26 protein-coding genes are annotated in these 24297 nt (G+C 69.2%); 13 read left to right on the top strand and 13 right to left on the bottom strand.

The genetic code is table 11. The annotated features are described in order from the left end of the window. Window positions 1-16: 16 nt before the first annotated feature. Window positions 17-1561, bottom strand: coding sequence for a leucyl aminopeptidase (locus ACRY_RS08435; RefSeq protein ID WP_011942073.1), 1545 nt, complete (start codon window positions 1559-1561; stop codon window positions 17-19). 92 nt (window positions 1562-1653) lie between these two features. Between ACRY_RS08435 and cysQ the strand changes: the two genes are divergently transcribed. Further along, complete coding sequence (cysQ, locus tag ACRY_RS08430) at window positions 1654-2424, top strand: 3'(2'),5'-bisphosphate nucleotidase CysQ (RefSeq protein ID WP_011942072.1); 771 nt, start codon at window positions 1654-1656, stop codon at window positions 2422-2424. A gap of 9 nt (window positions 2425-2433) precedes the next feature. On the opposite strand, the gene ACRY_RS08425 is transcribed toward cysQ, so the two are convergent. Continuing rightward, a complete protein-coding gene (locus tag ACRY_RS08425) occupies window positions 2434-3330 on the bottom strand; it encodes an ROK family protein (protein WP_011942071.1) in 897 nt (298 codons plus the stop codon). Window positions 3331-3415: 85 nt separating this feature from the next. On the opposite strand from ACRY_RS08425, the gene ACRY_RS08420 reads away from it, so the two are divergent. The 6 genes from ACRY_RS08420 (at window position 3416) to ACRY_RS08395 (ending at window position 7482) form a co-directional block, all read left to right on the top strand. Beyond that, on the top strand, window positions 3416-3694 hold the full coding sequence (locus ACRY_RS08420; RefSeq protein ID WP_011942070.1) for a sulfurtransferase TusA family protein: 279 nt from the start codon (window positions 3416-3418) through the stop codon (window positions 3692-3694). Between the two features lie 28 nt (window positions 3695-3722). Next, a complete protein-coding gene (locus ACRY_RS08415) occupies window positions 3723-4652 on the top strand; it encodes a histone deacetylase family protein (RefSeq protein WP_011942069.1) in 930 nt (309 codons plus the stop codon). Window positions 4653-4690: 38 nt separating this feature from the next. Continuing rightward, a complete protein-coding gene (locus tag ACRY_RS08410; protein ID WP_011942068.1) occupies window positions 4691-4957 on the top strand; it encodes an exodeoxyribonuclease VII small subunit in 267 nt (88 codons plus the stop codon). Beyond that, the gene (locus ACRY_RS08405; protein WP_007421467.1) at window positions 4954-5859 is read left to right on the top strand and encodes a polyprenyl synthetase family protein; all 906 of its coding nucleotides are present in this window, start codon (window positions 4954-4956) and stop codon (window positions 5857-5859) included. Before ACRY_RS08410 ends, ACRY_RS08405 begins: the two co-directional genes overlap by 4 nt. A 10-nt stretch (window positions 5860-5869) precedes the next feature. After that, window positions 5870-6832 (top strand): glycosyltransferase family 2 protein, encoded by a 963-nt coding sequence (locus ACRY_RS08400; protein ID WP_011942067.1) that lies wholly within the window; start codon window positions 5870-5872, stop codon window positions 6830-6832. Window positions 6833-6903: 71 nt separating this feature from the next. Further along, window positions 6904-7482: a TMEM175 family protein gene (locus ACRY_RS08395; protein ID WP_007421465.1), complete on the top strand. Its 579-nt coding sequence runs from the start codon at window positions 6904-6906 to the stop codon at window positions 7480-7482. A 7-nt stretch (window positions 7483-7489) separates the two neighbouring features. Here the strand turns inward: ACRY_RS08395 and ACRY_RS08390 are convergent, their stop codons facing one another. Beyond that, a complete protein-coding gene (locus ACRY_RS08390; protein ID WP_043509137.1) occupies window positions 7490-9115 on the bottom strand; it encodes an acyl-CoA synthetase in 1626 nt (541 codons plus the stop codon). Between the two features lie 202 nt (window positions 9116-9317). Here ACRY_RS08390 and ACRY_RS19695 point away from each other — a divergent pair, with 202 nt between their 5' ends. From ACRY_RS19695 to ACRY_RS08370, 4 genes are all read left to right on the top strand, one after another. Further along, a complete protein-coding gene (locus ACRY_RS19695; protein ID WP_231295381.1) occupies window positions 9318-9875 on the top strand; it encodes a hypothetical protein in 558 nt (185 codons plus the stop codon). A 128-nt stretch (window positions 9876-10003) separates the two neighbouring features. Beyond that, window positions 10004-11503: an IMP dehydrogenase gene (gene guaB, locus ACRY_RS08380; RefSeq protein ID WP_011942064.1), complete on the top strand. Its 1500-nt coding sequence runs from the start codon at window positions 10004-10006 to the stop codon at window positions 11501-11503. Window positions 11504-11506: 3 nt separating this feature from the next. Next, window positions 11507-12787: an RsmB/NOP family class I SAM-dependent RNA methyltransferase gene (locus ACRY_RS08375; protein WP_011942063.1), complete on the top strand. Its 1281-nt coding sequence runs from the start codon at window positions 11507-11509 to the stop codon at window positions 12785-12787. Further along, a complete protein-coding gene (locus ACRY_RS08370) occupies window positions 12784-13317 on the top strand; it encodes a GNAT family N-acetyltransferase (protein WP_007424781.1) in 534 nt (177 codons plus the stop codon). Before ACRY_RS08375 ends, ACRY_RS08370 begins: the two co-directional genes overlap by 4 nt. A gap of 2 nt (window positions 13318-13319) precedes the next feature. On the opposite strand, the gene ACRY_RS08365 is transcribed toward ACRY_RS08370, so the two are convergent. The 9 genes from ACRY_RS08365 to ACRY_RS08325 all read right to left on the bottom strand — a co-directional run bounded on the left by ACRY_RS08365 (window position 13320) and on the right by ACRY_RS08325 (window position 22313). After that, a complete protein-coding gene (locus tag ACRY_RS08365) occupies window positions 13320-14261 on the bottom strand; it encodes a tyrosine recombinase XerC (RefSeq protein WP_011942062.1) in 942 nt (313 codons plus the stop codon). After that, entirely contained in the window at window positions 14227-14640 is a 414-nt protein-coding gene (locus ACRY_RS08360) for an ExbD/TolR family protein (RefSeq protein ID WP_007424783.1), read from the bottom strand. The genes ACRY_RS08365 and ACRY_RS08360 overlap by 35 nt, the downstream gene beginning before the upstream one ends. 3 nt (window positions 14641-14643) lie before the next feature. Continuing rightward, entirely contained in the window at window positions 14644-15315 is a 672-nt protein-coding gene (locus tag ACRY_RS08355) for a MotA/TolQ/ExbB proton channel family protein (RefSeq protein ID WP_007424784.1), read from the bottom strand. Further along, on the bottom strand, window positions 15312-17144 hold the full coding sequence (locus tag ACRY_RS08350; protein ID WP_011942061.1) for an ABC transporter ATP-binding protein: 1833 nt from the start codon (window positions 17142-17144) through the stop codon (window positions 15312-15314). The genes ACRY_RS08355 and ACRY_RS08350 overlap by 4 nt, the downstream gene beginning before the upstream one ends. After that, on the bottom strand, window positions 17141-18004 hold the full coding sequence (locus ACRY_RS08345; protein ID WP_011942060.1) for an ABC transporter permease: 864 nt from the start codon (window positions 18002-18004) through the stop codon (window positions 17141-17143). Before ACRY_RS08345 ends, ACRY_RS08350 begins: the two co-directional genes overlap by 4 nt. Next, window positions 18001-18954 carry an ABC transporter permease gene (locus tag ACRY_RS08340; RefSeq protein WP_231295380.1) on the bottom strand — a complete coding sequence of 318 codons (954 nt, stop codon included), beginning with the start codon at window positions 18952-18954 and terminating at the stop codon, window positions 18001-18003. Before ACRY_RS08340 ends, ACRY_RS08345 begins: the two co-directional genes overlap by 4 nt. Beyond that, window positions 18951-20585, bottom strand: a complete 1635-nt coding sequence (locus ACRY_RS08335; RefSeq protein ID WP_138919257.1) for a peptide ABC transporter substrate-binding protein — start codon at window positions 20583-20585, stop codon at window positions 18951-18953. Before ACRY_RS08335 ends, ACRY_RS08340 begins: the two co-directional genes overlap by 4 nt. Window positions 20586-20627: 42 nt before the next feature. Further along, a complete protein-coding gene (locus ACRY_RS08330; protein ID WP_011942057.1) occupies window positions 20628-21377 on the bottom strand; it encodes an energy transducer TonB in 750 nt (249 codons plus the stop codon). 66 nt (window positions 21378-21443) lie between these two features. After that, a complete protein-coding gene (locus tag ACRY_RS08325; RefSeq protein ID WP_007424790.1) occupies window positions 21444-22313 on the bottom strand; it encodes an ATP-binding protein in 870 nt (289 codons plus the stop codon). A 110-nt stretch (window positions 22314-22423) separates the two neighbouring features. Between ACRY_RS08325 and yajC the strand changes: the two genes are divergently transcribed. Continuing rightward, window positions 22424-22783 carry a preprotein translocase subunit YajC gene (gene yajC, locus ACRY_RS08320; protein WP_011942056.1) on the top strand — a complete coding sequence of 120 codons (360 nt, stop codon included), beginning with the start codon at window positions 22424-22426 and terminating at the stop codon, window positions 22781-22783. A 69-nt stretch (window positions 22784-22852) separates the two neighbouring features. Here yajC and ACRY_RS08315 read toward each other — a convergent pair whose 3' ends face one another. Beyond that, window positions 22853-23458 carry a superoxide dismutase gene (locus tag ACRY_RS08315; RefSeq protein WP_011942055.1) on the bottom strand — a complete coding sequence of 202 codons (606 nt, stop codon included), beginning with the start codon at window positions 23456-23458 and terminating at the stop codon, window positions 22853-22855. A 117-nt stretch (window positions 23459-23575) separates the two neighbouring features. Here ACRY_RS08315 and ACRY_RS08310 point away from each other — a divergent pair, with 117 nt between their 5' ends. Further along, entirely contained in the window at window positions 23576-24286 is a 711-nt protein-coding gene (locus tag ACRY_RS08310; RefSeq protein WP_011942054.1) for a squalene/phytoene synthase family protein, read from the top strand. The last annotated feature ends 11 nt before the right edge of the window (window positions 24287-24297 follow it).

Raw genomic sequence — 24297 nt, 5'->3', positions numbered from 1 at the left:
CAGCAGGCCGGACGGTTCAGCGCTCGTAATGGTCCGCCACCAGCCGGTCGAGCAGGCGGACGCCGAAGCCGGTCGCCCCCTTCGGGCCGACGGCGCCGTCCTTGGTCGCCCAGGCCATGCCGGCGATGTCCAGATGCGCCCAGGGCACCTTGTTGACGAAGCGCTGGAGGAACTGCGCCGCGGTGATCGAGCCGCCGGCGCGGCCGCCGCCGATATTCTTCATGTCGGCGATGTCGCAGTTGATCAGCTTGTCATAGGCCTCGCCCATCGGCATGCGCCATACGCCCTCGCCGGTGATCTTCGCCGCCTCGGCGAGTTGCCCGGCCAGCGTGTCGTCGTTCGAGAACAGGCCGGCGTTCTCGTGGCCGAGCGCCACGATGATGGCCCCGGTCAGCGTCGCGAGGTCGATCATGAAGCGCGGCTGGAACCGCTCCTGCGCGTAGGCCAGCACGTCGGCCAGCACCAGCCGGCCCTCGGCGTCGGTGTTGAGCACCTCGATCGTCTGGCCGGAATAGGAGGTCACGACATCGCCCGGCCGCTGCGCGCTGCCGGAGGGCATGTTCTCGACCAGGCCGACCAGCCCGACCGCGTCGACCCGCGCCTTGCGCCCGGCGAGTGCCGCCATCAGGCCGATCACCGTGCCGGCGCCGGCCATGTCCCATTTCATGTCCTCCATCCCGGCGGCGGGCTTGAGCGAGATGCCGCCGGTATCGAAGGTCACGCCCTTGCCGATGAAGACCAGCGGATCGTGCGGGACGGCGCGCTCCTTGCGCGCGGGTTTCGCCGCCTGCTTCGCCTGTGCCTTGCGGCCGCGCGCCGGCGCCTCGGGCTCGGAGGCGCCGAGCCATTGCATGACCACCACGCGCGGCTCGTTCACGCTGCCGCGGGCGACGCCCAGCAGCGCGCCGAAGCCAAGTTTCTCAAGGTCGCGCTGGTCCATCACCTCGACCTTTACGCCGAGCGATTTCAGCGTCTTCGCGCGGTCGGCCATCTCGGCCGGGGTGAGGATGTTGGCGGGCTCGGAAACGAGATCGCGGGTCAGCTCCACGCCGGCGGCAAGGGCGGCGAGCGGGGCGAAGGCGGTGCGCGTCGCCGCCGTATCGGACGCCAGCACGGCGAGATTCGCGAGTTTCGGCTTCTGCTCCTCCTTCTGGCGGGTGCGGTAGCGGTCGAACCGGTAGCTGCGCAGCCGCGCGCCGAGGGCGGCATGGGCGAGCAGGGCAGGGTCGAGCGCATCGGCGGCGAGCGAGGCGGACGGCTCCTTCAGCAGTGCCGCGGCGGCGGTCGCCCCGGCGCTCTCAGCGCGGTGGGGGGTGACGTCGTCGGCGGCGCCGAGGCCGACCAGCACCACGCGGTCGAGACCGGCGCCGGGCGCGATCAGGGTTGCGGTCTGCCCGCGCTTGCCGGTGAAGCGCGCCGCCGCCATCGCGCGGGTGAGCCCACCTTCGAGGGCGGCGTCCAATGCTGCTGCAACACCGTCGAGCGCCGCGCCCTCGGCCAGCAGCAGGGCGAGCGCACCGCTTTCGGGCAGCGCGGGCTTTGCAAATCCGATATCGATCATGCCGTCTTGTCCCGTTTTCCGTTTCGTTTAGCGACGCAATCCAGCATGCTCGCCAATTTGGTGTTTTCCAAGCCCCGGGATATCAGGCGGGCATGAACGACAATCAACTGCTCGAACTCGCAGCCTCGCTGGCCGAGGCCGCGGGGCGCGAAATCCTTGCCGTCCGTGCCGGCGGCTTCACCGTTGACCGCAAGGCCGACGAAACCCCGGTGACGATCGCCGACACGCGCGCCGAACGGGTGATCGTCGAGGGGTTGCGCCGTGCCGTCCCCGAGATCCCGGTGGTTGCCGAGGAAGAAGTCGCCGCTGGCCGGCAGACCGATCCCGGCCGCCGCTTCTGGCTGGTCGATCCGCTCGACGGCACGCGGGAATTCGCCGAGGGGCGCGACGAGTTCGCGGTCTGCATCGGCCTTGTGGTCGATGGCCGGCCGCATCTCGGCGCGGTCGGCGCGCCGGCGCAGGGTGCCGTCTATGGCGGGATCGTGGGGAAGGGGGCCTGGCGGCAGAACGGTGCCGGCCGCCACCCGATTGCCGCCCGCACCCCGCCGGCGGAGGGGATCACCGTCTATGCATCTCGCCATTACGCGGACGATCCGCAACTCGCCGCCTATCTCGCCCGCTACAAGGTAGCGAAGCTGACGAATATCGGCTCGGCGCTGAAATTCTGCCGCCTCGCCGAGGGCGCGGCCGATTTCTACCCCCGCCTCGGCCGGACCATGGAGTGGGACACCGCGGCGCCGCAGGCGGTGCTGGAGGCGGCGGGTGGCCGCGTCGTCACCATGGCGGACGAAACCCCCCTCCGTTACGGCAAGAAGGGGTTCGAGAACCCCCACTTCCTCTGCTTCGGCCGCGCCGCCGGCTGAAGGCCTGGCTCAGGGCGCCGGCCAGAGCCAGGCCGCGCCCCGCACGCCCGAGGAATCGCCGTGCTTGTTGCGGACCACCGGCGTGTCGAACGTGTCGCTGATGATGTAGGGTTTCATCAGCCCCGGCAGGTCGGTGTAGAGATGGTCGAGATTCGACAGTCCGCCGCCCAGCACGATCACGTCCGGATCGAGGATGTTGACGATCATGGCGAGGCCGCGCGCCAGCCGGTCCGCATGGATGGCGAGGGCGCGGATGGCGCGTTCCTCGCCGGCGGCGGCGCGTGCCGGCACCGAGCCCGCATCCCGGGCGCCCGGCCCGTCCGCCTCTGCGGCCAGCGCCGGGCCGGCGATGTAAGTCTCGAGGCAGCCCGGCTTGCCGCACCAGCAGCGCCGCAACGGCATTTCCTCCATGCGTGGCCAGGGCAGCGGGGTATGGCCCCATTCGCCGGCGATGTGATGCCGCCCTTCCAGCACCTTGCCGTCGATCACGATGCCGCCGCCGCAGCCGGTGCCGATGATCACGCCGAAGACGCAATGCGCGCCCGCGCCCGCGCCGTCCGCCGCCTCGCTCATCGCGAAACAGTTCGCGTCGTTCGAGACGCGGACGGGCCGGCCGAGCTTCGCCTCGAGGTCCTTGTCGAACGGGTTGCCGTTCAGCCGCTCGGAATTGGCGTTCTTCACGAGGCCGGTGGCCGGGCTGATCGTCCCTGGAATGCCGATGCCGATGCCATGCGCCGGGCCGAGCCTGGCCTCGGCATCCTGAACGAGGCCGGCGATCGTGTCGATCGTCCGACCGTAATCCTGCGGTGTCGGAACCCGCACGCGATGCGCCAGCGAGCCGTCGGGCATCAGCGCCGCGATCTCGATTTTGGTCCCGCCCAGGTCGATGCCGATGCGATAGGTCATGATCTGTCCCGTCCGTTACGTCCGGCGCCTCTATCACGCCATTGGGCCTATTGCTCAAGAGGCGGCGAGGCGTCACCATGTTCCCATGGCGGACAGACAGCTCGACGCGCGCTATCTGAAAGGGCCGATGCCGGTGCTGCGGGCGGCCCGCGAACTGCGCTCCCTTGCCCCTGGCACGCGGCTGCGCGTGCTCGCGACAGATCCCCGCGCTGTCGTCGATTTTCGCGATTTCTGTCGCGATGCCGGCCACGCGCTGATCTCGTGGAGCGAGGTAAAGGGCGTCTTCAGCTTCACCATCCGCGCCGGCGGCGCGAAACAGGAGGCCGCCGCGAAGGAAGCGGCCCGGCACGACGCCGCCAGATAAGCAAACCAACAGGGAGACTCCGAGACAGATGCCCGTTGCCCTGATCACCCATCCCGCCTGCTTCGACCACGATACCGGCCCGCACCACCCCGAGCGCCCGGCGCGGCTGCGGGCCGTGCTGGGCGCGCTGGAAACGCCCGAATTCCAGCATCTGCTGCGCGAGGTGGCGCCGGAGGCGCCTGAATCCGCGCTGCGCGCGGTGCATCACGACGCTTATGTCGATTCGATCCTGGCGATGGCGCCGGCGGAAGGCGAACCGGTGCATCTCGATGCCGACACGCTGATGAGCCATGGCAGCCTCGCCGCGGCGCTGCGCTCGGCCGGCGGCGCCATGCGCGCGGTCGACGCGGTGATGGAGGGCTGGGCCCGCGCCGCCTTCGTTGCCACGCGGCCGCCGGGGCATCACGCCGAGCCGAATCGTGCCATGGGCTTCTGCCTGTTCGCCAATGCCGCGATCGCCGCGCATCATGCCCGCGCCCATGGTCTGAAGCGCGTTGCCGTGGTCGATTTCGATGTCCATCACGGCAACGGCACCCAGGCGATGTTCGAGACGGATGCCGACCTGTTCTATGCCTCCTCGCACCAGTATCCGTGCTATCCGGGCACCGGCCGCCCTTCCGAGCGCGGGGTTGCCGGCAATATCGTCAACGCCGCGCTGCCGCCCGGCTCGGGCTCGGCCGAGTTCCGCACCGCTTGGCAGGACACGCTGATCCCCGCACTCGAGCGGTTCGCGCCGGAACTGCTCATCATCTCCGCCGGGTTCGATGCCCACCGGTTCGATCCGCTCGCCGAACTCAATGTCGAAACCGCCGATTTCGCCTGGCTGACCGAGGCGCTTGTGCGCGTCGCCGACCGGCATTGCGGCGGCAAGGTGGTTTCCCTGCTCGAGGGCGGCTACGATCTCGAGGCGCTCGCCGCTGGCACCGCCGCCCATGTCCGCGCCTTGATGCGGCATTGATCCGGCGCTATCGCGGGGAAAACTTGGGAGTTTCGATCATGGCCGCAGCCAAGCCGGACGCCGGCGCCCCGGAGTCGGGACCGGACATCGACAAGTTGTCCTTCGAGGATGCCCTGGCCGAGCTGGAGCGCATCGTGCGCGGGCTCGAAACCGGGCAGCAGAAGCTCGAGGACGCCATCGCCGCGTATGAGCGCGGCAGCCGTCTGAAGCAGCATTGCGAGGCGCGGCTGGCCGAGGCGGAGAGCCGCGTGCAGTCGATCGTCGCCCGCGCCGACGGCTCCCTTGCCCTGAAGGACGACCAATGACCGCCACCGAGTCCGACGCCGCTCTCGCCGCTGCCCTCAGGGACGCGGCTGCCCTGATCGAGACCGAACTCGACGTGCTGCTGCCCCTGCCCGAGGGTGAGGAGCGCCCGCTGGTCGAGGCGATGCGCTACGCCGTGCTCGGCGGCGGCAAGCGGATGCGCGGCTTCCTCGTGATCGAGACGGCACGGCTGTTTTCGGTCAACATCACCTGCGCCGTGCGCGTTGCCGCCGCGGTCGAGATGCTGCACGCCTATTCGCTGGTGCATGACGACCTGCCGGCGATGGATGATGACGATCTGCGCCGCGGCAAGCCGTCCTGCCACAAGGCCTTCGACGAGGCGACCGCGATCCTGGCCGGCGATGCGCTGCAAACCCGCGCCTTCGAGGTGCTGGCCGAGCCGGACACCCATTCCGATCCCGAGGTGCGCTGCGAACTGGTGCTGGCCCTCGCGGCCGCCTCCGGCGCGCGCGGCATGGTCGGCGGCCAGATGATCGACATCGTCTCGGAAGGCCGGCAGCTCGAACCGCCGGTGATCACCCGCCTGCAGGCGCTCAAGACCGGGCGGCTGATCCAGTTCAGCGCCGAGGCCGGTGCCATTCTCGGTCGCGCGCCGGGGCCGCAGCGGCACCATATCGCCGGCTACGGGCGGGATCTCGGCGCCGCCTTCCAGATTGCCGACGACATTCTCGACGAGGAGGGCTCGGATGCCAGCCTCGGCAAGACCGCCGGCAAGGACGCTGCCCAGGGCAAGGCGACGATGGTCGCGGTGATGGGGATCGAGCGCGCGCGCACCCATGCGGCGCATCTCGCGAGCCAGGCCGCCGCCTATCTCGACAGTTTCGGCGCGAAGGCGGATCTGCTTCGCGCGCTGGCCGCCTTCACGGTCAACCGCCGGAACTGACCGGCGGACGATGCGGATCGTCATCGCCAGCCGGATCCTGAACGAGGAGGACATCGTCGAGGCCTTCGTGCGGCACAACGCGAGCTTCGCGGCGCACATGCTCTTCCTCGACAATGGCAGCACCGACCGCACGCTCGCGATCCTGCGGGCGCTGCGCGACGAGGGGCTTCCATTGTCGGTGTTCCAGGCCCGCGCCGTCGGGTTCGACGAGGCGCGGGTGAATTCATGGCTCTACGAGACCGCCGACGGGCTCCACCACCCGGATTGGGTGGCGTTTCTCGATGTCGATGAATTCATCGTCGCGGGCGAGGGCGGGCTGGGCGGCGCGCTTGCCGCGACGGTGGCGGGCGCGGCGACGGTGCCGCTCGTGCATTATTTCGACACCGTGGACGACGATCCGGCCGAACCGGTCGTCCCAAGGCGGATGCGCTGGCGCGCGCGGCAGACCCCGCCGGTGCCCAAGGTCATCGTGCGCGGCGGCTTCGGCGCGCGCTGTGCCGTGGCACCCGGCAATCATGGTGCGTCGGTCGATGGCGTCGCGCTGCCGCAAATCGGCCTGCCCGGCGCCGCACTCGCGCATTATCCCCGCCGCTCCGGCTGGCACGACCTGCAGAAATGCGGGATCGGCTGGCTCAAGGTGCTGGCGGCCGGCGCGGCTGCGCTGCAAAACCGCTATTCGGAACACTATCAAGTGCCGTTCGAGCGTTTGCGTGATGCTCCCGCGAGCCTGATCGGCGACCCGGCCTATCTCGCCCAGCCCGTGGACCCGGCGCGGATGGTGTTCGACCCGATCGACTATCGCGGTGGCGAGCTGCGCCATACGGTGCCGTCCCACCCGGCGATGCGCGCGCTCGCGGCGGCGTTGCACCATGCCGAGGCGCTGGCCCGTGCCCATGGCCGCCTGCTTGACGAGTCGGCCGAGGCGCGCGGCCTGGTCGCACGATGGAACGCGGAGCGCGAATTCCTGTTCTGACCGGAGCCGCGGCGACCGGCATGGAGGGCGGCATGGACCATGAGGCGAGGGGTGGAGCGGGGCGCCGGCGCATGGATCGCGATCGCCTTGCCGCGTTCAGCGACGGGGTGCTCGCCATCATCATCACGGTGATGGTGCTCGAGCTGAAGACGCCGTCCGGCCCCGAGCTTGCCGCGCTGTCCGCCAGCTTGCCGACGCTCGCCGGCTACGTGCTGAGCTTTCTCTATGTCGCCATCTACTGGAACAACCACCATCATCTCTTCCAGCTGGTCGAGCGGGTGAATGGCACGATTCTCTGGGCCAACATCCACCTGCTGTTCTGGCTGTCGCTGATCCCCTTCGCCACGGGCTGGCTCGGTGAGTACCCCCGCGCCTCGGGCCCGGCGGCGCTCTACGGCTTCGTCCTATTGATGCCGGCGATTGCCTGGAAGATCGCGCAGGCGGCGATCATCCACGCGCAGGGTCCAGACTCCCCTCTGGCGACGGTGCTTGGTCGCGACATCAAGGGGAAGATTTCACCGCCGCTCTATCTCGCCGGCCTGGTCCTCGCCTTCGTCTCGCCCTGGATCGCCGATGGACTTTATGCTCTGGTCGCCTTGTTGTGGTGCGTGCCGGACCGTCGGATCGAAGCGTTGTTCGACGGGCGCTGAGCGCCGCTCAGCCGGCCCGCGCCCGCTCGCGCAGCACGTATTTCTGGATCTTGCCGGTCGAGGTCTTCGGCAACTCGCTGAACACGATGCGCTTCGGCGCCTTGAAATGGGCCATGTTCTGCCGGCAGAAGGCGATGATCTCCTCGGCCGTGGCCGTCATGTCCGGCCGCAGCACGACGAAGGCACACGGCACTTCGCCCCATTTCTCGTCCGGCGCGGCCACGACCGCCGCTTCCATGACCGCCGGATGGCGATAGAGCACGGTCTCGATCTCGATCGTCGAGATGTTTTCCCCGCCGGAAATGATGATGTCCTTCGAGCGGTCCTTGAGCTCGATGTAGCCGTCGGGGTGCATCACGCCGAGATCGCCGGTCGCGAACCAGCCGCCGGCGAAGGATTTTTCCGTCGCGGCCGCATCCTTCAGGTAGCCCATCATCACGATGTTGCCGCGCAGGAACACCTCGCCCATCGTCGTCCCGTCCGCCGGCACCGGCGCGCGGGTGGCCGGATCGGCGACCATCGCCCCTTCCTCGACCGCATAGGTCACGCCCTGTCTTGCCCGCAGCGCCGCGCGCTCCGCCGCCGGGCGGCCGTTCCAGTCCTCCTGCCAGGCGCAATAGGTCACCGGGCCGTAGGTTTCGGTCAGCCCGTAGACATGGGTGAGATCGACACCGAGCCCTTCCATCGCCTCGATCACGGCGGCAGGCGGCGGCGCGCCGGCGGTCATCATCGCGACGCCGCGCCCGGCATAGACGGCACGCTGCGGTTCCGGCGCGTTGATCATCATGTTCATGATCACCGGTGCGCCGCAGAGATGTGTCACCCCATGCCGCTCCACGGCGGCGGCGATACTCGCCGCATCGATCCGCCGCAGGCAGACATGCGTTCCGGCCAGCGCGGTGATGGTCCAGGGGAAGCACCAGCCGTTGCAGTGGAACATCGGCAGCGTCCAGAGATAGACCGGATGCTGGCGCATGTTCCAGGTGATCGCGTTGCCGAGCCCGTTCAGATAGGCGCCGCGATGATGATAGACGACGCCCTTGGGCTTGCCCGTGGTGCCCGAGGTGTAGTTGAGCGCGATGGCCGACCATTCGTCATCGGGGAAGCGCCAGTCGAAATCCGCCGTGCCGGTGGCGAGGAAATCCTCGTAGTCCATTGCTCCCAACCGGGCGCCGCCTGGGCCCTCGGGATCGTCGATATCGATCACCGGAGGCGCATTGTCGCTGAGCTCGGCCAGGGCCGCGGCGATCACCGGGGCGAATTCGGTGTCGCTCAGCAGGAGTTTCGCCTCGCCGTGGCGCAGGATGTAGGCGATGGTCGGCGCATCCAGCCGGGTGTTCAGCGTGTTCAGCACCGCGCCTGCCATGGCGACGCCGAAATGCGCCTCGACCATTGCCGGTATGTTGGGCGCCATGACGGCGACGACGTCGCCCGGTCCGATTCCCCGTGCCGCCAGTGCCGCGCCTAGCCTCTTGCAGCGCTCGAAGGTTTCCGCCCAGGTGCGCCGGATCGAGCCGTGAACAACCGCCGTTCGCTCCGGCCAGACTTTCGCTGTCCGCGCGAGGAAGGAGAGTGGCGACAGCGCCTGGTAGTTCGCTTCCGTCTTCTCGAGGCCGGTGATGAAATCGGTCATGGTCGTGTCCTCGGCGTGGTCTGGCGTTTCGTTGCGGACAGGATACCAGCCGCCCCACGCGACCGCCATCCCGGCGGCGCGCGACGATGTGAACGAACGCGCCGCCTTCCGCGCTGGACTTCCGCGCGCCGCGCACCAAGATCCGCACCACGCGGCAATGACGCCCGCCGAAGCTGAATTCCGAGTTCGAGGAGTCGCGTTGATGAACCGCAAGATCCTGCCCCTTGCAGCTGCCGTGGTCGCATTGCCGGCCGTGGCGCTTGCCGCCTCGCCCACCGCCGTGCCGGCGGAAATCGTTGTTGTTCCGGTTGCGATGGCGCCGGTGCCGTTCATGGCCGCGCCGGCGATCCCGGTGGCCCTGATTCGCCAGATGAACGAGATGCAGCGCGCGATGCAGGTTCAGATGGCGGCCCTTGAGCAGCTGGCCGCCGCCCCGCTCGCCCCGACCCTGGCGATGGCCGGCCCTGCCGCCCTGCAGGGCGGCACCACCCGCATCACCATGGTCAGTTCCGGCGGTCCCAGCGGCGTGTGCAGCGAGCAGATGGAGATCATGCCCGGAAACAACGGCCGGATGCACGTCTTCGTCCGCCGCAGCGCCGGATGCACGCCTCAGGCGGCGGCCCTTCCGGGTCCCCATGAAGGGCCGAAAGCCCTTCATCCCTCGGCCCACGCGCATCTGCCGCCGAATGCCCTGCCGCCGCCCTCGAAGGTCATCGAGGCGGATTACGCCGTCCCCGGCCGGGCGCGCGCCGAAGGCTGAACCTTCAAGGTAGGATGAACCTTCAAGGTCCGGCGCTGCGCGGGCTGCCCTGCGCCGCCGGCCTTGCCGGATTGCCGGGAGCCGGATAGTAGGGATCGCCAAGGTCCGCAAACCGGCAAGGACGCACCATGGCTCCCAGCAATGAGACTTTTCTCCCGCGAGGCTCCGACCGCATCACGGAGGCTTATGCCTTCGACGATGTGCTCCTCGTTCCCGGCTATTCCTCGGTGCTCCCCGCCGCGGTCAACACCCGCACGCGGCTGACCCGCTCCATCTCGCTCAACATTCCCGTCATCTCCGCCGCGATGGACACCGTGACGGAGGCGCCGATGGCGATCGCCATGGCGCAGCAGGGCGGCATCGGCGTGGTGCACAAGAACCTCTCGATCGAGGATCAGGCGGACCAGGTGCGCCAGGTCAAGAAATTCGAGAGCGGCATGGTGGTCAACCCGCTCACCATCCACCCCGAGCAGACCCTGGCCGAGGCGCAGGCGCTGATGGCCCAGCATCGGATTTCCGGCGTTCCCGTGGTCGAGCGCGACACCAACCGCCTTGTCGGCATCCTTACCCATCGTGACGTCCGCTTCGCGACCGACCCGGCCGCCCGCGTGTATGAGCTGATGACGCGGGAAAACCTCGTCACCGCGCCGGCCAATGTCGCGCCCGAGGTCGCGCGGTCGCTGCTCCACAAGCACCGGATCGAGAAGCTGCTGGTGGTGGACGAAGACTATCGCTGCGTCGGCCTGATCACCGTGAAGGACATGGACAAGGCCGAGGCGCATCCCCTCGCCAACAAGGACGAACTCGGGCGCCTGCGCGTTGCCGCGGCGACCGGCGTCGGCGAGGACGGGGCGCGCCGCGCCGAGGCGCTGATCGCCGCGGGGGTGGATGTCGTGGTGGTGGATACCGCGCATGGCCATTCAGAGGGCGTGCTGCGCGCCGTCGCGCGCATCAAGGAGCGTTCGAACGCGGTGCAGATCGTTGCCGGCAACGTCGCGACGCCCGAGGCCGCCGCGGCGCTGATCAAGGCGGGTGCTGACGCGGTGAAGATCGGCATCGGCCCGGGCAGCATCTGCACCACCCGCGTGGTTGCCGGCGTCGGCGTGCCGCAGTTCTCGGCCGTGATGGAGACCGCCGCCGCCTGTCACGAAGCCGACGTGCCGGCGATCGCCGATGGCGGGATCCGCACCTCGGGCGACGTGGTCAAGGCGCTCGCCGCCGGGGCGGACTGCGTGATGATCGGCTCGCTCCTCGCCGGCACCGACGAGGCGCCCGGCGAGGTGTTTCTCTACCAGGGCCGGTCCTACAAGTCCTATCGCGGCATGGGCAGCCTGGGTGCGATGGCCCGCGGCTCGGCCGACCGCTATTTCCAGCAGGACATCAAGGACTCGCTGAAACTTGTGCCTGAGGGGATCGAGGGGCGCGTTGGCTACAAGGGCCCGATGGCCGGGGTGGTGCACCAGCTGGTCGGCGGGCTGCGCGCCGGCATGGGCTATACCGGTTGCGCCACCATCGCCGACCTGCAGACAAGGGCGCAATTTCGCCGCATCACCGGCGCCGGCCTCCGCGAGAGCCACGTTCATGACGTGGCGATCACCCGCGAGGCGCCGAATTACCGGCAGGACTGAGCCTTGACCCCCGCGGGCCGGCTGCAGGCGGCGATCGAGCTGCTCGGCACGATCGAGGCCGATCGCCGGCCGGCCGATGCCATCGCCAACGACTTCCTTCGCACGCGCCGCTTCATCGGCGGCGGTGACCGGCGCGAGATCGGCGAGATCGTCTGGTCGGTGCTGCGTGCCCGCCGCCGGCTCGGCTGGTGGCTGGAGCGTGTCGGCGCCGAGGCGACGCCGCGCCTGCTCATCGCCTCCCTGCGCGTGCTCACCGGCATGCCGGCGCCGCGCGTCGCCGGGCTGTTCGGCGTGATGCGGTTCGCCCCGCCGCCGCTCGACGCCGCCGAGCGGCGCGCGCTCGACCGGCTCGACACCCATACGCTCGACCATCCGTCGATGCCCGAGGCGGTGCGGCTGGAAATGCCCGATTTCGTGCTGCCTTTGCTGCGCGAGCGCTTTGGCGACAAGCTCGAGTCGGAATGCGCGGCGCTGATGCAGCCCGCGCCGCTCGATCTGCGGGTCAACCTGCTCAAGGCCACGCGCGAGGAGGCGCTCGCCGCCCTGGCCGCCGCCGGGCTGAAGGCCGAGCCAACGCGGCTCAGCCCCTGGGGCCTGCGCCTTCCTGGCCGTCAGAACGTCACTGTTGCGGCACCGTTTCGCGACGGGCTCGTGGAAATCCAGGACGAGGGCAGCCAGCTCGTCGCCCTGCTCGCCGGGGCGCAGCCGGGCATGCGCGTCGCCGATTACTGCGCTGGCGCTGGCGGCAAGACGCTGGCTCTGGCGATGACGATGGCCAACAAGGGCCACATCATTGCCTGCGACGTGTCCGCGCCGCGGCTCGATGGGGCGATCCGCCGGCTGCGCCGCGCCGGTGTGCACAATGCCGAGCGACACCTGCTCGAATCCGGCGACAAATGGGTGAAGCGGCAGGAGAAGAAATTCGACCGCGTGCTGGTCGACGCCCCCTGCACCGGCGCCGGCACCTGGCGCCGCAACCCCGATGCACGGCTGAAGCTGACCGAGACAGATCTCGCCGAACTCACCGCCAAGCAGGCGGCGATCCTGGATGCCGCGCAACGCCTGGTCAAACCCGGCGGCCGGCTGGTTTATGCCACCTGCTCGGTGCTGCGCCCGGAAAACGAGGCGCAGATCGAGAGTTTTCTCGCGCGGCATTCCGATTTCGCGATCGTCCCCGTCGCCGATGGCCTGCCGGCCTATCTGCATGGGGACATGCTGCGCCTGTCCCCCGCGCGCGACGGCACCGACGGGTTCTTCGCCTGCCGGATGGAGCGGCGCGGATGATCGCCATCCGCCGCGCCCGCACCGCGGATGCGCCGGGCATCGGCGCCGTCCATGTCGCGAGCTGGCGCAGCGCCTATGCGGGCGTGTTACCGGAGCCGGTGCTCACCGGTCTCTCGGCGCCGGATCAGGCCGGCTATTACGACCGGGTGATCCGCAGCGGTGCGGTGGTGCATGTTGCGGTCGCTTCCGGCACCGATCTTTCCTCCGCCGTGGGCCGCGGCGAGGTCGTCGGCTTCGTCACCGGCCGCCGCCGCCGCCGCGCTCTCGCCGATGCCGAGATCGAAACGCTCTACGTCCTCGATGATTATCGCGAGCGCGGGCTCGGACGCGAGCTCCTCTCGGCTGCGATGGCCCATCTCGCCGGACGTGGCTGCGCCTCCGCGGTCCTCTGGGTGCTGGCGGACAATCCCGCCCGCTGGTTCTATGAGCGCATGGGCGGGCGCCGCGTTGCCGAAGGCAGCGTCGAGGTCGGCGGCGTCGACGTGCCGCAGATCGCCTATCGCTGGGACGGCATCGAGCGTTTCATCTGACGTCAGGTCTTCGCTCGCGGATGCGCCGCCTGCCAGACCGCCATCAACCGGTCGGCATCCACCGCTGTATAGCGCTGCGTGGTGGAGAGGCTGGCGTGGCCGAGCAGTTCCTGGATCGCCCTGAGGTCGGCGCCATTGGCCAGCAGATGTGTCGCGAAGGAATGCCGGAGCGCGTGCGGCGTGGCGTGTTCGGGAAGGCCGTTGAGCCGGCGGAAATCCCGCAGCCGCCGCTGGACCACGCCGGGATTGAGCCGCGCCCCGCGCGCACCGAGAAAGAGCGGCGCGTCCGGCGTGGGGGCGGGGTGGTGCCGCAGCCAGGAAGCGATCTCCCGTCGCAGCACCGGCAGCAGCGGCACGATCCGTTGCCGCCCGCCCTTGCCGCGCACCGAAAGCGGCGCGCCCTCCGGCGGCAGATCGCCGATATTGAGCCCGAGCGCCTCGTGTATCCGCAGCCCGGCGCCGTAGAGCAGCGCCATCAGCGCGGTGTCGCGCGCCGCGAGCGCCGGGCTCGCCGCATCGTCGCCCAGGCTGTCCACCACGGCGGCGGCGTCCGGCGCGGTCAGCGCGCGGGGGAGGGGGCGGCGCGATTTTGGCGTGCGCAGCAGCCCCGGCGCCTCGTTGATCATGCCGTGACGCTGCCGCAGCCAGCGGAAAAAGCTGCGTACCGCGGAAAGTTTCTTCGCCCGTGTTGCGTTGCCGACGCCATCGCTCGCCGCCTTCGCCAGCCAGGCCCGGAAATCGGCGAGACTCAGCGCCGCGAGATCGGCGCCGGTTGGCTCGGCGCCGATATGCCGGGTGACGAAGCCGAGAAATTCCGCGAGATCGGCACCATAGGTCGATACCGTCAGCGCCGCGGCCCGCCGCTCCCCGACGAGAAAGTCGAGAAATTCGACCCGCAGCGCCTGGGCGTCAGCCGCCGGGCCGCTTGGTCGCGAGCCCGACATTGACGATCCCGGATTTGCGCACGGTGTCCATCACCTGCATCAACCGCTGGTAGCGGATATCCTTGTCCCCGGCGATGACGACATCGACCTTCCTTTTCGCGGCCACGACCTGGCCGAGATAGGTCTGCAGCCCCGCCAGCGTGACCACCTGATTCTTCACGTGCAGTTTGCCGGCGGCGTCGATCATCACCACCACCTGGGCCGGTTTCATCTCCTTCGCCGTCTGCGCGCCCGGCAGCTTCAGCGCGACGCCGGAATCGGGGATCATCTTGAGCACGATCATCACGAAGAACACGAGCAGGAACATCATGATGTCGATCATCGGCACGATTTCGAGCCGGGGGCGTTCGCGCTCCAGATGATCGCGTCTGCGGCGCATCGCTCAGACCCTGGCCATGCTGGCAGCGCGCCGCTTGGGCGGATCCTCCACCGCGTCGTCGCCGGCCAGCCCGCGCCCGTGCAGACGGTTGATCAGCACCACCTTGATGAGTTCGAGCTGCAGGACGATCCGGCGGCTGAGATTGTTGAAATAATTGACCAGATAGACGGCGATGATCGCGATCAGCAGGCCCGCGCCGGTCGAGACCAGCGCATCGGCGATCCCGCCTGTCACCTTCGCCGGCCCTCCGTTGCTCGACAGCACGTCGAAGGCCTGGATCATGCCGATGATCGTGCCGAACAGCCCGAGCAACGGCGCGATCGTCACCGCGGTATCGAGAATCCACAGGCCCCGGGTGATCCGCGGCATGGCGTCCATGATCTCTTCCTCGAGGTGATTGTCGAGTTCGTCGGCGTTTTCCCCGCGCGAGGCCAGCGCGGTTGCGATCAGGTGGCCCTGCAGCGTGGCGCCGTTCGTCTCGGCGAGCTGGCGCAGCCCGGCCGGATTGCCATAACCCACGGCGCGCAGCGCGGCATGGATGCGCCGCCCGGCGCCGAGCGTGCGCTTGAGCAGCCAGAACCGTTCGAGCCCGACGACGAGTGTCACCAGCAGCAGAACCGGCATCACCGCCAGCAGACCACCCGTCATCATGACGAGGCGGACGATTTCATTCATGAGCTAAGCTCCTCGGTGTGTTCGGGCCCGCGCCAGCGCGCGGACGCGCCGGCAGCGATCAGTTCCTTCGTATAGTCGGATTTCGCACCGGCAAGTAAATCCCCCGCGACCCCGGCCTCGATGACGTGGCCTTCCCGCAGCACGAGCAGGCGGTCGGCCATGTGGAACACCGTCGCGATATCGTGGCTGATCAGGATGTAGGAGAGCCCCTCATCACTTGCGAGGTCTTTCAGCAGGTTGAGCAGCAGCGCCTGGGTCGACACATCGAGGCTCGACGTCGGTTCATCAAGCACGATGACATCCGGCGCCGCCACCAGCGCGCGGGCGATCGCCACGCGCTGGGCCTCGCCGCCCGAGACCTGGCCGGGCAACAGGTCGAACAGGCGCGCGCCGAGCCCGACCCGGTCGAGCAACGCCGCGGCCTGCGCGCGTCTCTCGTGCTTGCGGACGCCAGCGAGGCGCAGCGGCTCGGCCACGATGTCGCCGATCCGCATACGCGGGTTCATCGACTCGCGCGGATCCTGGAATACCGCCTGGATGCGCCGCCTTGCCGCGGCAAGCGCCTTGCCGCGCATCCTCTCGAGGTCGGCACCGCCGAGCCGTACCGTGCCTTCGTGCGCCAGCATCTGCAGCACCGCGCGGCCGAGGCTCGACTTGCCCGATCCGCTCTCGCCAACCACGCCGAGGCATTCGCCCCGCCGCAGCGTAAAGGAAACCGGGGCGAGGGCGAGAAGTGGCGGTGGACGCCGGAAAGCGAAGTCCGATCGGCGGCGGTCATATTCGACGCGCAGTTCCGAAACCTCCAGAACCGGCTCGCCTGCCGCCTCCACCTGTGGGGCAACGCGCGTCGTGTTCCGTTCCGGCACCGGCGACGGCTCGCGGCCGCGACGGCAGGCGAAGGCGGTCCCGCCCAGCGTATCCGTCGCGGGAAACCCTGCCTCGCAGGCGGCCTCGCGCAGGACGCAGCGCGGAGCGAACCGGCAACCCGGCGGAAATGCCGCTGGATCGGGCAGGGTGCCAGGAATGGTGACCAGCCGCGCCTGCTCAGGCCCCGGTACCGCACCGAGCAGGGCGCGTGTGTAGGGGTGGCGCGGCGTCGCGAACAGGTCGGCGGCGCGGCCCCATTCCACCGCCCGCCCGGCATAGAGCACGGTCACCCGCGCTGCATGCGCCTCGACGATCGAGAGGTCGTGCGTGATGAACAGCACGCCCATGCCCCGTTCCCGGCACAGTCGCGTGATCAGCGCTAGGATCTGCCGTGCGACCAGCGCATCAAGCCCGGTGGTCGGCTCGTCGGCGATCAGGAGCCTCGGACCACAGGCCAGCGCCATCGCGATCATCACCCGCTGCCGCATCCCGCCCGAGAACTGGTGCGGGAAATCGTCCAGCCGCTCGGCGCCGCGCGGAATCCCGACCTCGTCGAAGAGCGCCCGCGCCTGCGCCCGCGCGGCATCCGGCCCGGCGCCGGTATGAAGGCGGTAGACTTCCTCGACCTGCCTGCCCACCCGCATCGCCGGGTTGAGGGCGGCGAGCGGATTCTGGAACACCATCCCGATCTCGCCGCCGCGCACCCGTCGCATTTTTTCCCGCGGAAGTGTCAGTAGATCGGTGCCGGCCAGCAGGACCCGGCCGGTAGCTTCCGCCCGGCGCGGCAGCAGGCCGATCATGCCGAGTGCGGCGATCGTCTTGCCCGAGCCGCTCTCGCCGACCAGCGCGGTCATTTCGCCCGCCGCGACCGAGAGGCTCAGTCCCTCCAGCAGCGCGAGGCGGGTGCCGTCGCGCCGGCGCAGCGTGACCGAAAGCCGGTCGAGGTCCAGCACGGGGCTCACCGCGCGGTGTCCTGCCGCGCGAGCAGCCCCTGGCCGATCAGGTTGGCGGCGAGGATCGAGAGAAGGATCATCAGTCCCGGCGGCAGGATCATCCACCATGGATCGAGCGCGATCAGGTTCAGTCCGGATTCCAGCAGTCCGCCCCAGCTTGCCATCGGCGGCTGCACGCCGAGACCGAGAAAGCTGAGGCCCGAGAGCGCGAGGATCTGGTCGCCCACCAGAAACGTGCCGTTCACGGCGAGGATCGGCGCGATCACCCGCAGGATGTGCACCCGCGCGATGTAGGCGGAACCGCCGCCGAACTGCCGGGCCGCAAGGATAAAATCGCGCCCGCGCTGCGCGATCGCCTCGTTGCGCACGAGCCGCGCGAGCCCCGGCCATGCCGTGAGGCCCAGCAGCAGGATCAGCGTGAAGGTGCCCGGCGTGAACAGGGCGGCGAAGAAGATCAGGATCACGAGGCCCGGCAGCGCCAGCACGGCGTCGAGCAGGCGCATCAGAGTGGCATCCAGCCAGCGCGGACCGAGGGCGGCCGCCAGCCCGTAGGCGATGCCGAGGAGAAACCCGAGCATCGACGCCGGCAGTGCGACGATCAGCGTCGCCCGCCCGCCCGCGATCAGCCGCGCCAGCAGGTCGCGGCCGATCTGGTCGGTGCCGAGCGGGAATGCGCGCGTCGGCGCCATCAGCGTGTGGTGGCCGTGGATCGCATAGGGGCTGGCGTGCCAGGCGAGGCCGCCAAACAGGCTGAAGCCGCAGATCGCGAGCGCGAGCGCCGCGCCGCCCGCGAGTGTCCCACGGGCACCGACCCATGCGGCCAGCCGCGCCGAAACCGGGCGGGGCAGGGCGCCAGTCGTCGCGCTCATTCGAAGCGCTCCCGCGGATCGAGCCAGCCATTGACCAGGTCGGCGAGCAGGTTGCCGATCACCGTCAGCACGCCGATCAGCAACACGATCGCGGAAATCACCGGATAATCCTGCGACAATGCCGATCGCCACAGCAGGAAGCCGAGCCCCGGATAGTCGAACACGGTCTCGACCAGCACCGAGCCCGCGAAGATGTAGGGAAAGGACAGGCCGAGAATCGTTACCAGCGGCCGCAGCGCGTTGCGCAAGACGTGCCGGCGCAGCACGGCGCCAAACCCGAGCCCCTTGGCCAGCGCCGTGCGCACGTAGTCCTTGCCGAGTTCCTCATGCACCGCCGCGCCGAAATAGCGCGACAGCCCGGCGGTTCCCAGCAGCCCGACGGTGACCACCGGCAGGATCAGATGTCGGGCGTAATCGGCCACTCCCGGTGCGGCGTGCCGGATATCGGCAATGCCGCCTGCCGGAAGCCAGCGCCATTTCACCGCGACATAGAGGATCAGGATCGTGCCGGCGAAGAACACCGGCATGGCGTAGAGGACGAGCTGCGCCGCACCGATCAGCCGCGCCGGCCACTGGCCCCAGAAGGCCCCCTGCACCAACCCGATGGCGATCGAAAGCAGCACCGAAAGGGTGATGGCGCCGAGATAGAGGGCGAGGGTGTTCGCCGCGTATGCCGCGATCAGGCCGGCCACCGGCCGGTTCAGCAGATAGGAATAGCCGAGCCGCCCTTCGAGAAGATGCGCCCACCAGACCAGATACTGCCTCCACAACGGCGCCGAGAGGCCGAGCCGGACATTGAGCTGGCGCACCGCCTCCGGCGTCGCCTTCTGGCCGAGGATGGAATAGGCCGGGCCGCCGGGCGTCGCATGCACCATGAAGAACACGATCGTCACCAGCAGCACGAGCGTCAGCGCCGAAGCGGCGAGGCGCGAAAGGATCACCCGCCTCACCGGCGCCCACCACACGCGCCCGGCGCCCAGTGCAGGTATTGCGGTGACCACGCGCCGGTCGGGCTGAGGAACTTCCGCACGCCCTCGAGCCCGTTGCGCACCAGCACCACGCTGCCAGGCTCGGGCAGGAAAATTTCCGGCTGCTGTGCCGCCGCATAATCCTGATAGGCGTAGAGTGGTTCCAGGCCCGGCTTCGTCTGCACATCCTTCAGCAGCGCGTCCATCCGCGCGTCGCTGTAGCCGGACTGGTTGAACGCGCCATCGCTTGCAAGCTGGGCGGAATCGTCGGGGTAGACGCCGAGCGCCCAGCCGAACTGCATCGCCTCCCATTGAAGCGGCTTGTAGCTGAGCACCAGCATCTGGCTGAACGTGACCTCGCGGATCGTCATCGCGATGCCGACGGCGCGCAGATCCGCCTGGATCAGCTCGGCGCCGAGCTGGCCGGTCACGTTGCCGGAGGGAATCACGTCGGTGAAGGCAAGACGCTTGCCGTCCTTCATCCTGATGCCGTCCGGTCCCGGTTTCCAGCCCGCGGCGGCGAGCAGGGCCTTCGCCTTTGCCGTGTCATAACCCACGGGATATTTCCCGGCCTTCGCCGCGGGCGAGAGAAAGGTCGGCGGGTCCACCGGCACCGGCCCGTGTTGCGGCTTCGTTGTCCCGTGCAGGAGCAGGCGGATGATTCGCTTCTGGTCGATTGCGTCGGCAATCGCCTGGCGCACCCGCACATCGCGGAAGAAGGCGACTTTCGGGTTGCGATAGCTCAGTTCCATGTAGTCGAAGCCGAAATTTGGCGGCAGTCGCAGCTCCCGCGCGTCGGGCAGCTTCCGCTGCGCCCGCCACAGCGAGAAGGGCAGGTTGCCGGCATCGAGCGTGCCGGTGCGCAACCCCTCGAAAACCGCGCCGTCCGAATTCAGGAAGACCATGATGAACCGACGGATGTCCGGCTTGTGGCCCTGATAGGTCGGGTTGGGCACGAAACTGATGTAGCGGCCCATGACGTAGCGGCCGATCCGGAAGGGGCCGTCCACCACCCGGAAGAACGAGGGCGTCGATTGCAGCCGCCACATCTGGTTGACGGAATAGCGGGTCCAGGCATGGGCGGGAAACGGGGTCAGCTGGCTGAGGCCGGTCAGTTCGAACCAGGTCGGGTTCACGCTCCGCTTCAGCACCACCCGGAAGCGGTGCGGCCCGAGCACGTTGAGCGACTTCACCAGCCCCGGCATGCCGCCCTGGCCGTAGCCGGTATAGGTTTTCCCGAGCTTGCGGATCAGGTCGAAGGTGAATTTCACGTCCTCCGCCGTCACCGGTACGCCGTCCGACCAGGTGCGAGGCTTCATCGTCACGGTGAAGGTGGTCTTGTCATCGGAGACCTCGATCGCCGATGCGATGCTGCGCGACCAGGTGATGGTGTGGTTGCGGCTGATCCAGAGCAACCCGTCATAGAGCAGGCCGGCGGCTTCGGCATCGTAGGCGGAGCCGATCAGGAACGGGTTGAGTGAATCGACGCTCGCCGGCGGCGTGCCGAGCCCGAGACCCGGCGGCACCACCACCGTGTCGCAGCGTCCCGCGCTGAAGCTCGGCCCTGCCGCGACCATGGCCAGAATCACCGCCGCCAGCAGGCGCGATCGCATCAGGACTGAACCGCGCCGCATCGGCTCAGCCGGTCTGGATTGTCACTCCCCGACCCTGATCTCGATCGGCACCGCGAAGGTCTTGTCCTCCGTGCCGGGGAAGGGCGGGAAGCGGTGGTGCCGGACGGCATCCAGCGCCGCGCGGTCGATCAGCGGGTTGCCGCTGCTGCGGTAGACCTGCGCCGAAAGCAGCTTTCCGTTCGGCGCCAGGGTGAACTCGATGAAGGCCGTGCCATTCACGCCGAGCATGCGCATTGTCTGCGTCACATGCACTTCGCGCTGCAGCGGCCCGCGAAGTCCGGCGGCATATTGCGCGAAATCGAAGGCCGGTTGCGGCGGTGGCCTCTTTGCCCTGGGTGGCGGCGGCGCCGGATGCGGCACCGGGCGATGGACCGGCTGCGGCTTGGGCCGCGGGTGCGGTGGCGGTGGCGGATGGTGCACCACGTTCGGCAGCGGCTTGGGCGGCGGCATGGGTGAGGGTGCGGGCGGCGGTGGCAGCGGTTTCGGCTGCGGCGGCGGCGGAACCGGCGGGGGAGGCACGGGTAGCGGCGGTGGCGGCGGCTGCACCGGCTGCGGTGGCAAGGGCAGGGGGGGCGCGAGCCGGACCAGATGCACGGTGGTGGCGGGCGCCAGCGGCGTGCGGTAGCGCGGCAGATGGCGCGCGGCGTAGAACGCCGCGGCGGCGATCAGCCCGACAATCACCAGCCCCGCCGCCGTCGCCCGCGGCAGGCCCAGCTCGTCCGGCTGCCAGGGCGGAATGGCGCCGTTCGCGGTCGCCCCCTCCGTCCTCATGCGTGGCTCCGGCGCTGATCGGTCTCGTCCGTCACGTCCTTGTCTTCAGGGGCGGGCCCTCGGCTGTCAAGGCGCCGCGCCGGCCTCGATCCGGCGGCCGAGCCGCCCGGCGAGATCGCAGATGAACTGCCAGGCCACCCGCCCCGACCGGGCACCGCGCGTCACCGACCATTCCACGGCCTCCGCATGGAGGGTTTCGGCGTCGACATCGAGGGCGAACGCTTTCGCATAGCCCTCGATCATGGCGAAGAAGGTCTGCTGATCACAATTGTGAAACCCGAGCCAGATGCCGAAGCGATCCGACAGCGATACTTTTTCCTCCGTCGCCTCCGAGGCGTGGATCGCGGTGCTGCGTTCGTTCTCGATCATGTCACGCGGCATCAGGTGCCGCCGGTTCGAGGTCGCGTAGAACAGCACGTTATCCGGCCGGCCCTTGATGCCGCCATCGAGCACCGATTTGAGTGCCTTGTAGTCGGCATCCTCGCGCTCGAAGCTGAGATCGTCGCACAGGATCAGGCACTGGCGGGGCTGGCCGCGCAGGATGTCGAGCAGCGCCGGCAGGGTGGCGATGTCCTCGCGATGGATCTCGATCAGCGCGAGGCTGCCGGGAAACGCCCGGTTCGCCGCCGCATGCGCCGCTTTCACCAGCGAGGACTTGCCCATCCCGCGCGCGCCCCAGAGCATGGCGTTGTTGGCCGGCAGGCCGCGGGCGAAGCGCAGCGTGTTCTCGGTCAGGATGTCCTTCTGCCGCTCCACGCCCTGCAGCAGCCCGATCGGCACGCGCGAGACCTGATCCACCGGCTCCAGCGCCGCGCGCTCGGGATGCCAGACATAGGCATCGTGCGCGCTCACCTCGGCCGGCGGCGGCGGCGGCGGGGCGAGGCGGTCGAGCGCATCGGCGATGCGGGCGAGCAGGTCGTGTGTCGGCTGGTCCATGACGTCTCCTCAGGCAGGCGCGTCCCGCGCGGCTTGACGGGGCGGGCGTGCAAACTATGGTCCCGCCCGACCAAGGACAAGCTTCACCACATCAGATCAGGGTATCCCGCATGTTCATCGCCACCGCCTACGCCGCTGCCTCGTCATCACCTTCCGGTGCAATGGCGGCGGTGATCAATTTCGCACCGCTGGTGCTGATCGTCATCGTCTTCTACTTCATCCTGATCCGCCCGCAGCAGCAGCAGGCCAAGACGCAGAAGGCACGCCTCGCCGCCATCCGCCGCGGCGACAAGGTGGTGACCGGCGGCGGCATTGTCGGCCAGGTGGCCAAGGCTCTGGATGGCGCCGAGGAAATCGAGGTCGATATCGCCCCCAACGTCCGCATCACCGTGCTGCGCAGCACCATCAGCAGCGTGCTGACCGACTCGAAGCCGGCCGAGACCAAGCCGGCCGAGCCGAAAAAGAAGTAGGCGCCGCAAACGGCAACGGCCCCGGAGCGAAACTCCGGGGCCGCGAATATCGTCAGGCTTTGCCCGGCCTCAGCCCAGCAGGTGCGCGGCGTGGGCGTAGTTGGCCAGATTGTCGAGCCAGTTCTGGATATAGTCCGGCCGGCGGTTGCGGAAATCGAGATAGTAGGAGTGTTCCCACACATCGAGGCCGAGCAGCGGCTTGCCCTCGCCGGTGGCGACCGGGTTGGAGCCGTTCGGCGTCTTGGTGACGGCGAGCTTGCCGCCCGGGGTGAGGATCAGCCAGGCCCAGCCAGAGCCGAACTGGGTGGTGCCGGCGGTCTTGAACGCGTCCTTGAACTGCGCGACGCCGCCGAAATCCTCAGCGAGCTTCGCCTCCAGCCGGCCCGGCAGCTTGCCGCCGTCGGTCGGCGACATGCACTGCCAGAACAGATTGTGGTTCCAGTGCTGCCCGGCATTGTTGAACACCGGCGCGAGATCGGCCTTGTTGTAGGTGAAGGCGACGATCTCCTCGAGGCTCTTGCCCTGCAGGTCGGCGTTCTTCTCGACGAAACCGTTCAGCGCCGTCACATAGGCCTGATGGTGCTTGCCGTGGTGCAGTTCGAGCGTTTCCTGGCACATGCCATGCGCGGCAAGGGCTGCGTGCGCATAGGGCAACGCGGGGAGTTCAAAGGCCATGGGGCATCTCCGATCCGGTTTGGGCTTCTGTTTCGGCGCCGGCACGGTGCGTGCCGACCGCTCGTCCGGTAGCTATGGTCCGGCCCTGCCAGCGTCAAGCATCGAAAGAGTTCCGCAATGAACGAACCCGATCTCGCGGCCCAGGTCCGCCGCGCCGATCCCGACCGCTTCCTCGGCGCGATCTTCGCCCCGCCGCAATCGCGACGCTGGCTGTTCGTGCTCTACGCCTTCAATCATGAACTGGCCCGGGCGCGCGAAGTCGCGAGCCAGCCGCCGCTCGCGCTGATTCGCCTGCAATGGTGGCGCGAGGTCGTTGAAGGCGCCGATCGCGCCCATCCGCTCGCCGTGGAACTCCGTGCCGGGCTGGCCCAAGGCATCTTTTCCGATGCCGCCCTCACGGCGCTGATCGACGCGCGCGAGGCCGAAGCCGAACCGATTCCCGACCGCGCCGCCTTTCTCGACTACGCGCGCGGCACGGCGGGGGGGCTGGCGCGGATTGCCGGCACGGTGCTCGGCGTGACCGAGTCCGCCGAACTCGCGGCGCTGGAGGATCTCGGCACCGGCTATGGCATTGCCGGCATTCTCCGCGCCGCCCCCGCGCTTGAAGCCGCCGGCCGCGACCTGCTGCCGCAGGATGGCACCGACCCTGCGGCCTTGCGCGACGAGGCGGCCCGCCTGCTGCGCCGCCGCGCGCCGCGTGCCGGTTTGGCCGCCGCCCTGCCGGCGGTGCTCGCCCGGCGCGACCTGCGCCGCCCGACCGGTCCGGCGCCGCGCGGCCTCGCGGACCGGATTGCCGTTGTCATCGCCGGGCTGACCGGCCGCTGTTGAGCCGCACCCCT

It is taken from the genome of Acidiphilium cryptum JF-5 (genome assembly GCF_000016725.1).
Lineage (GTDB): Bacteria > Pseudomonadota > Alphaproteobacteria > Acetobacterales > Acetobacteraceae > Acidiphilium > Acidiphilium multivorum.
This window is presented reverse-complemented; position numbering and strand designations above follow the sequence as displayed.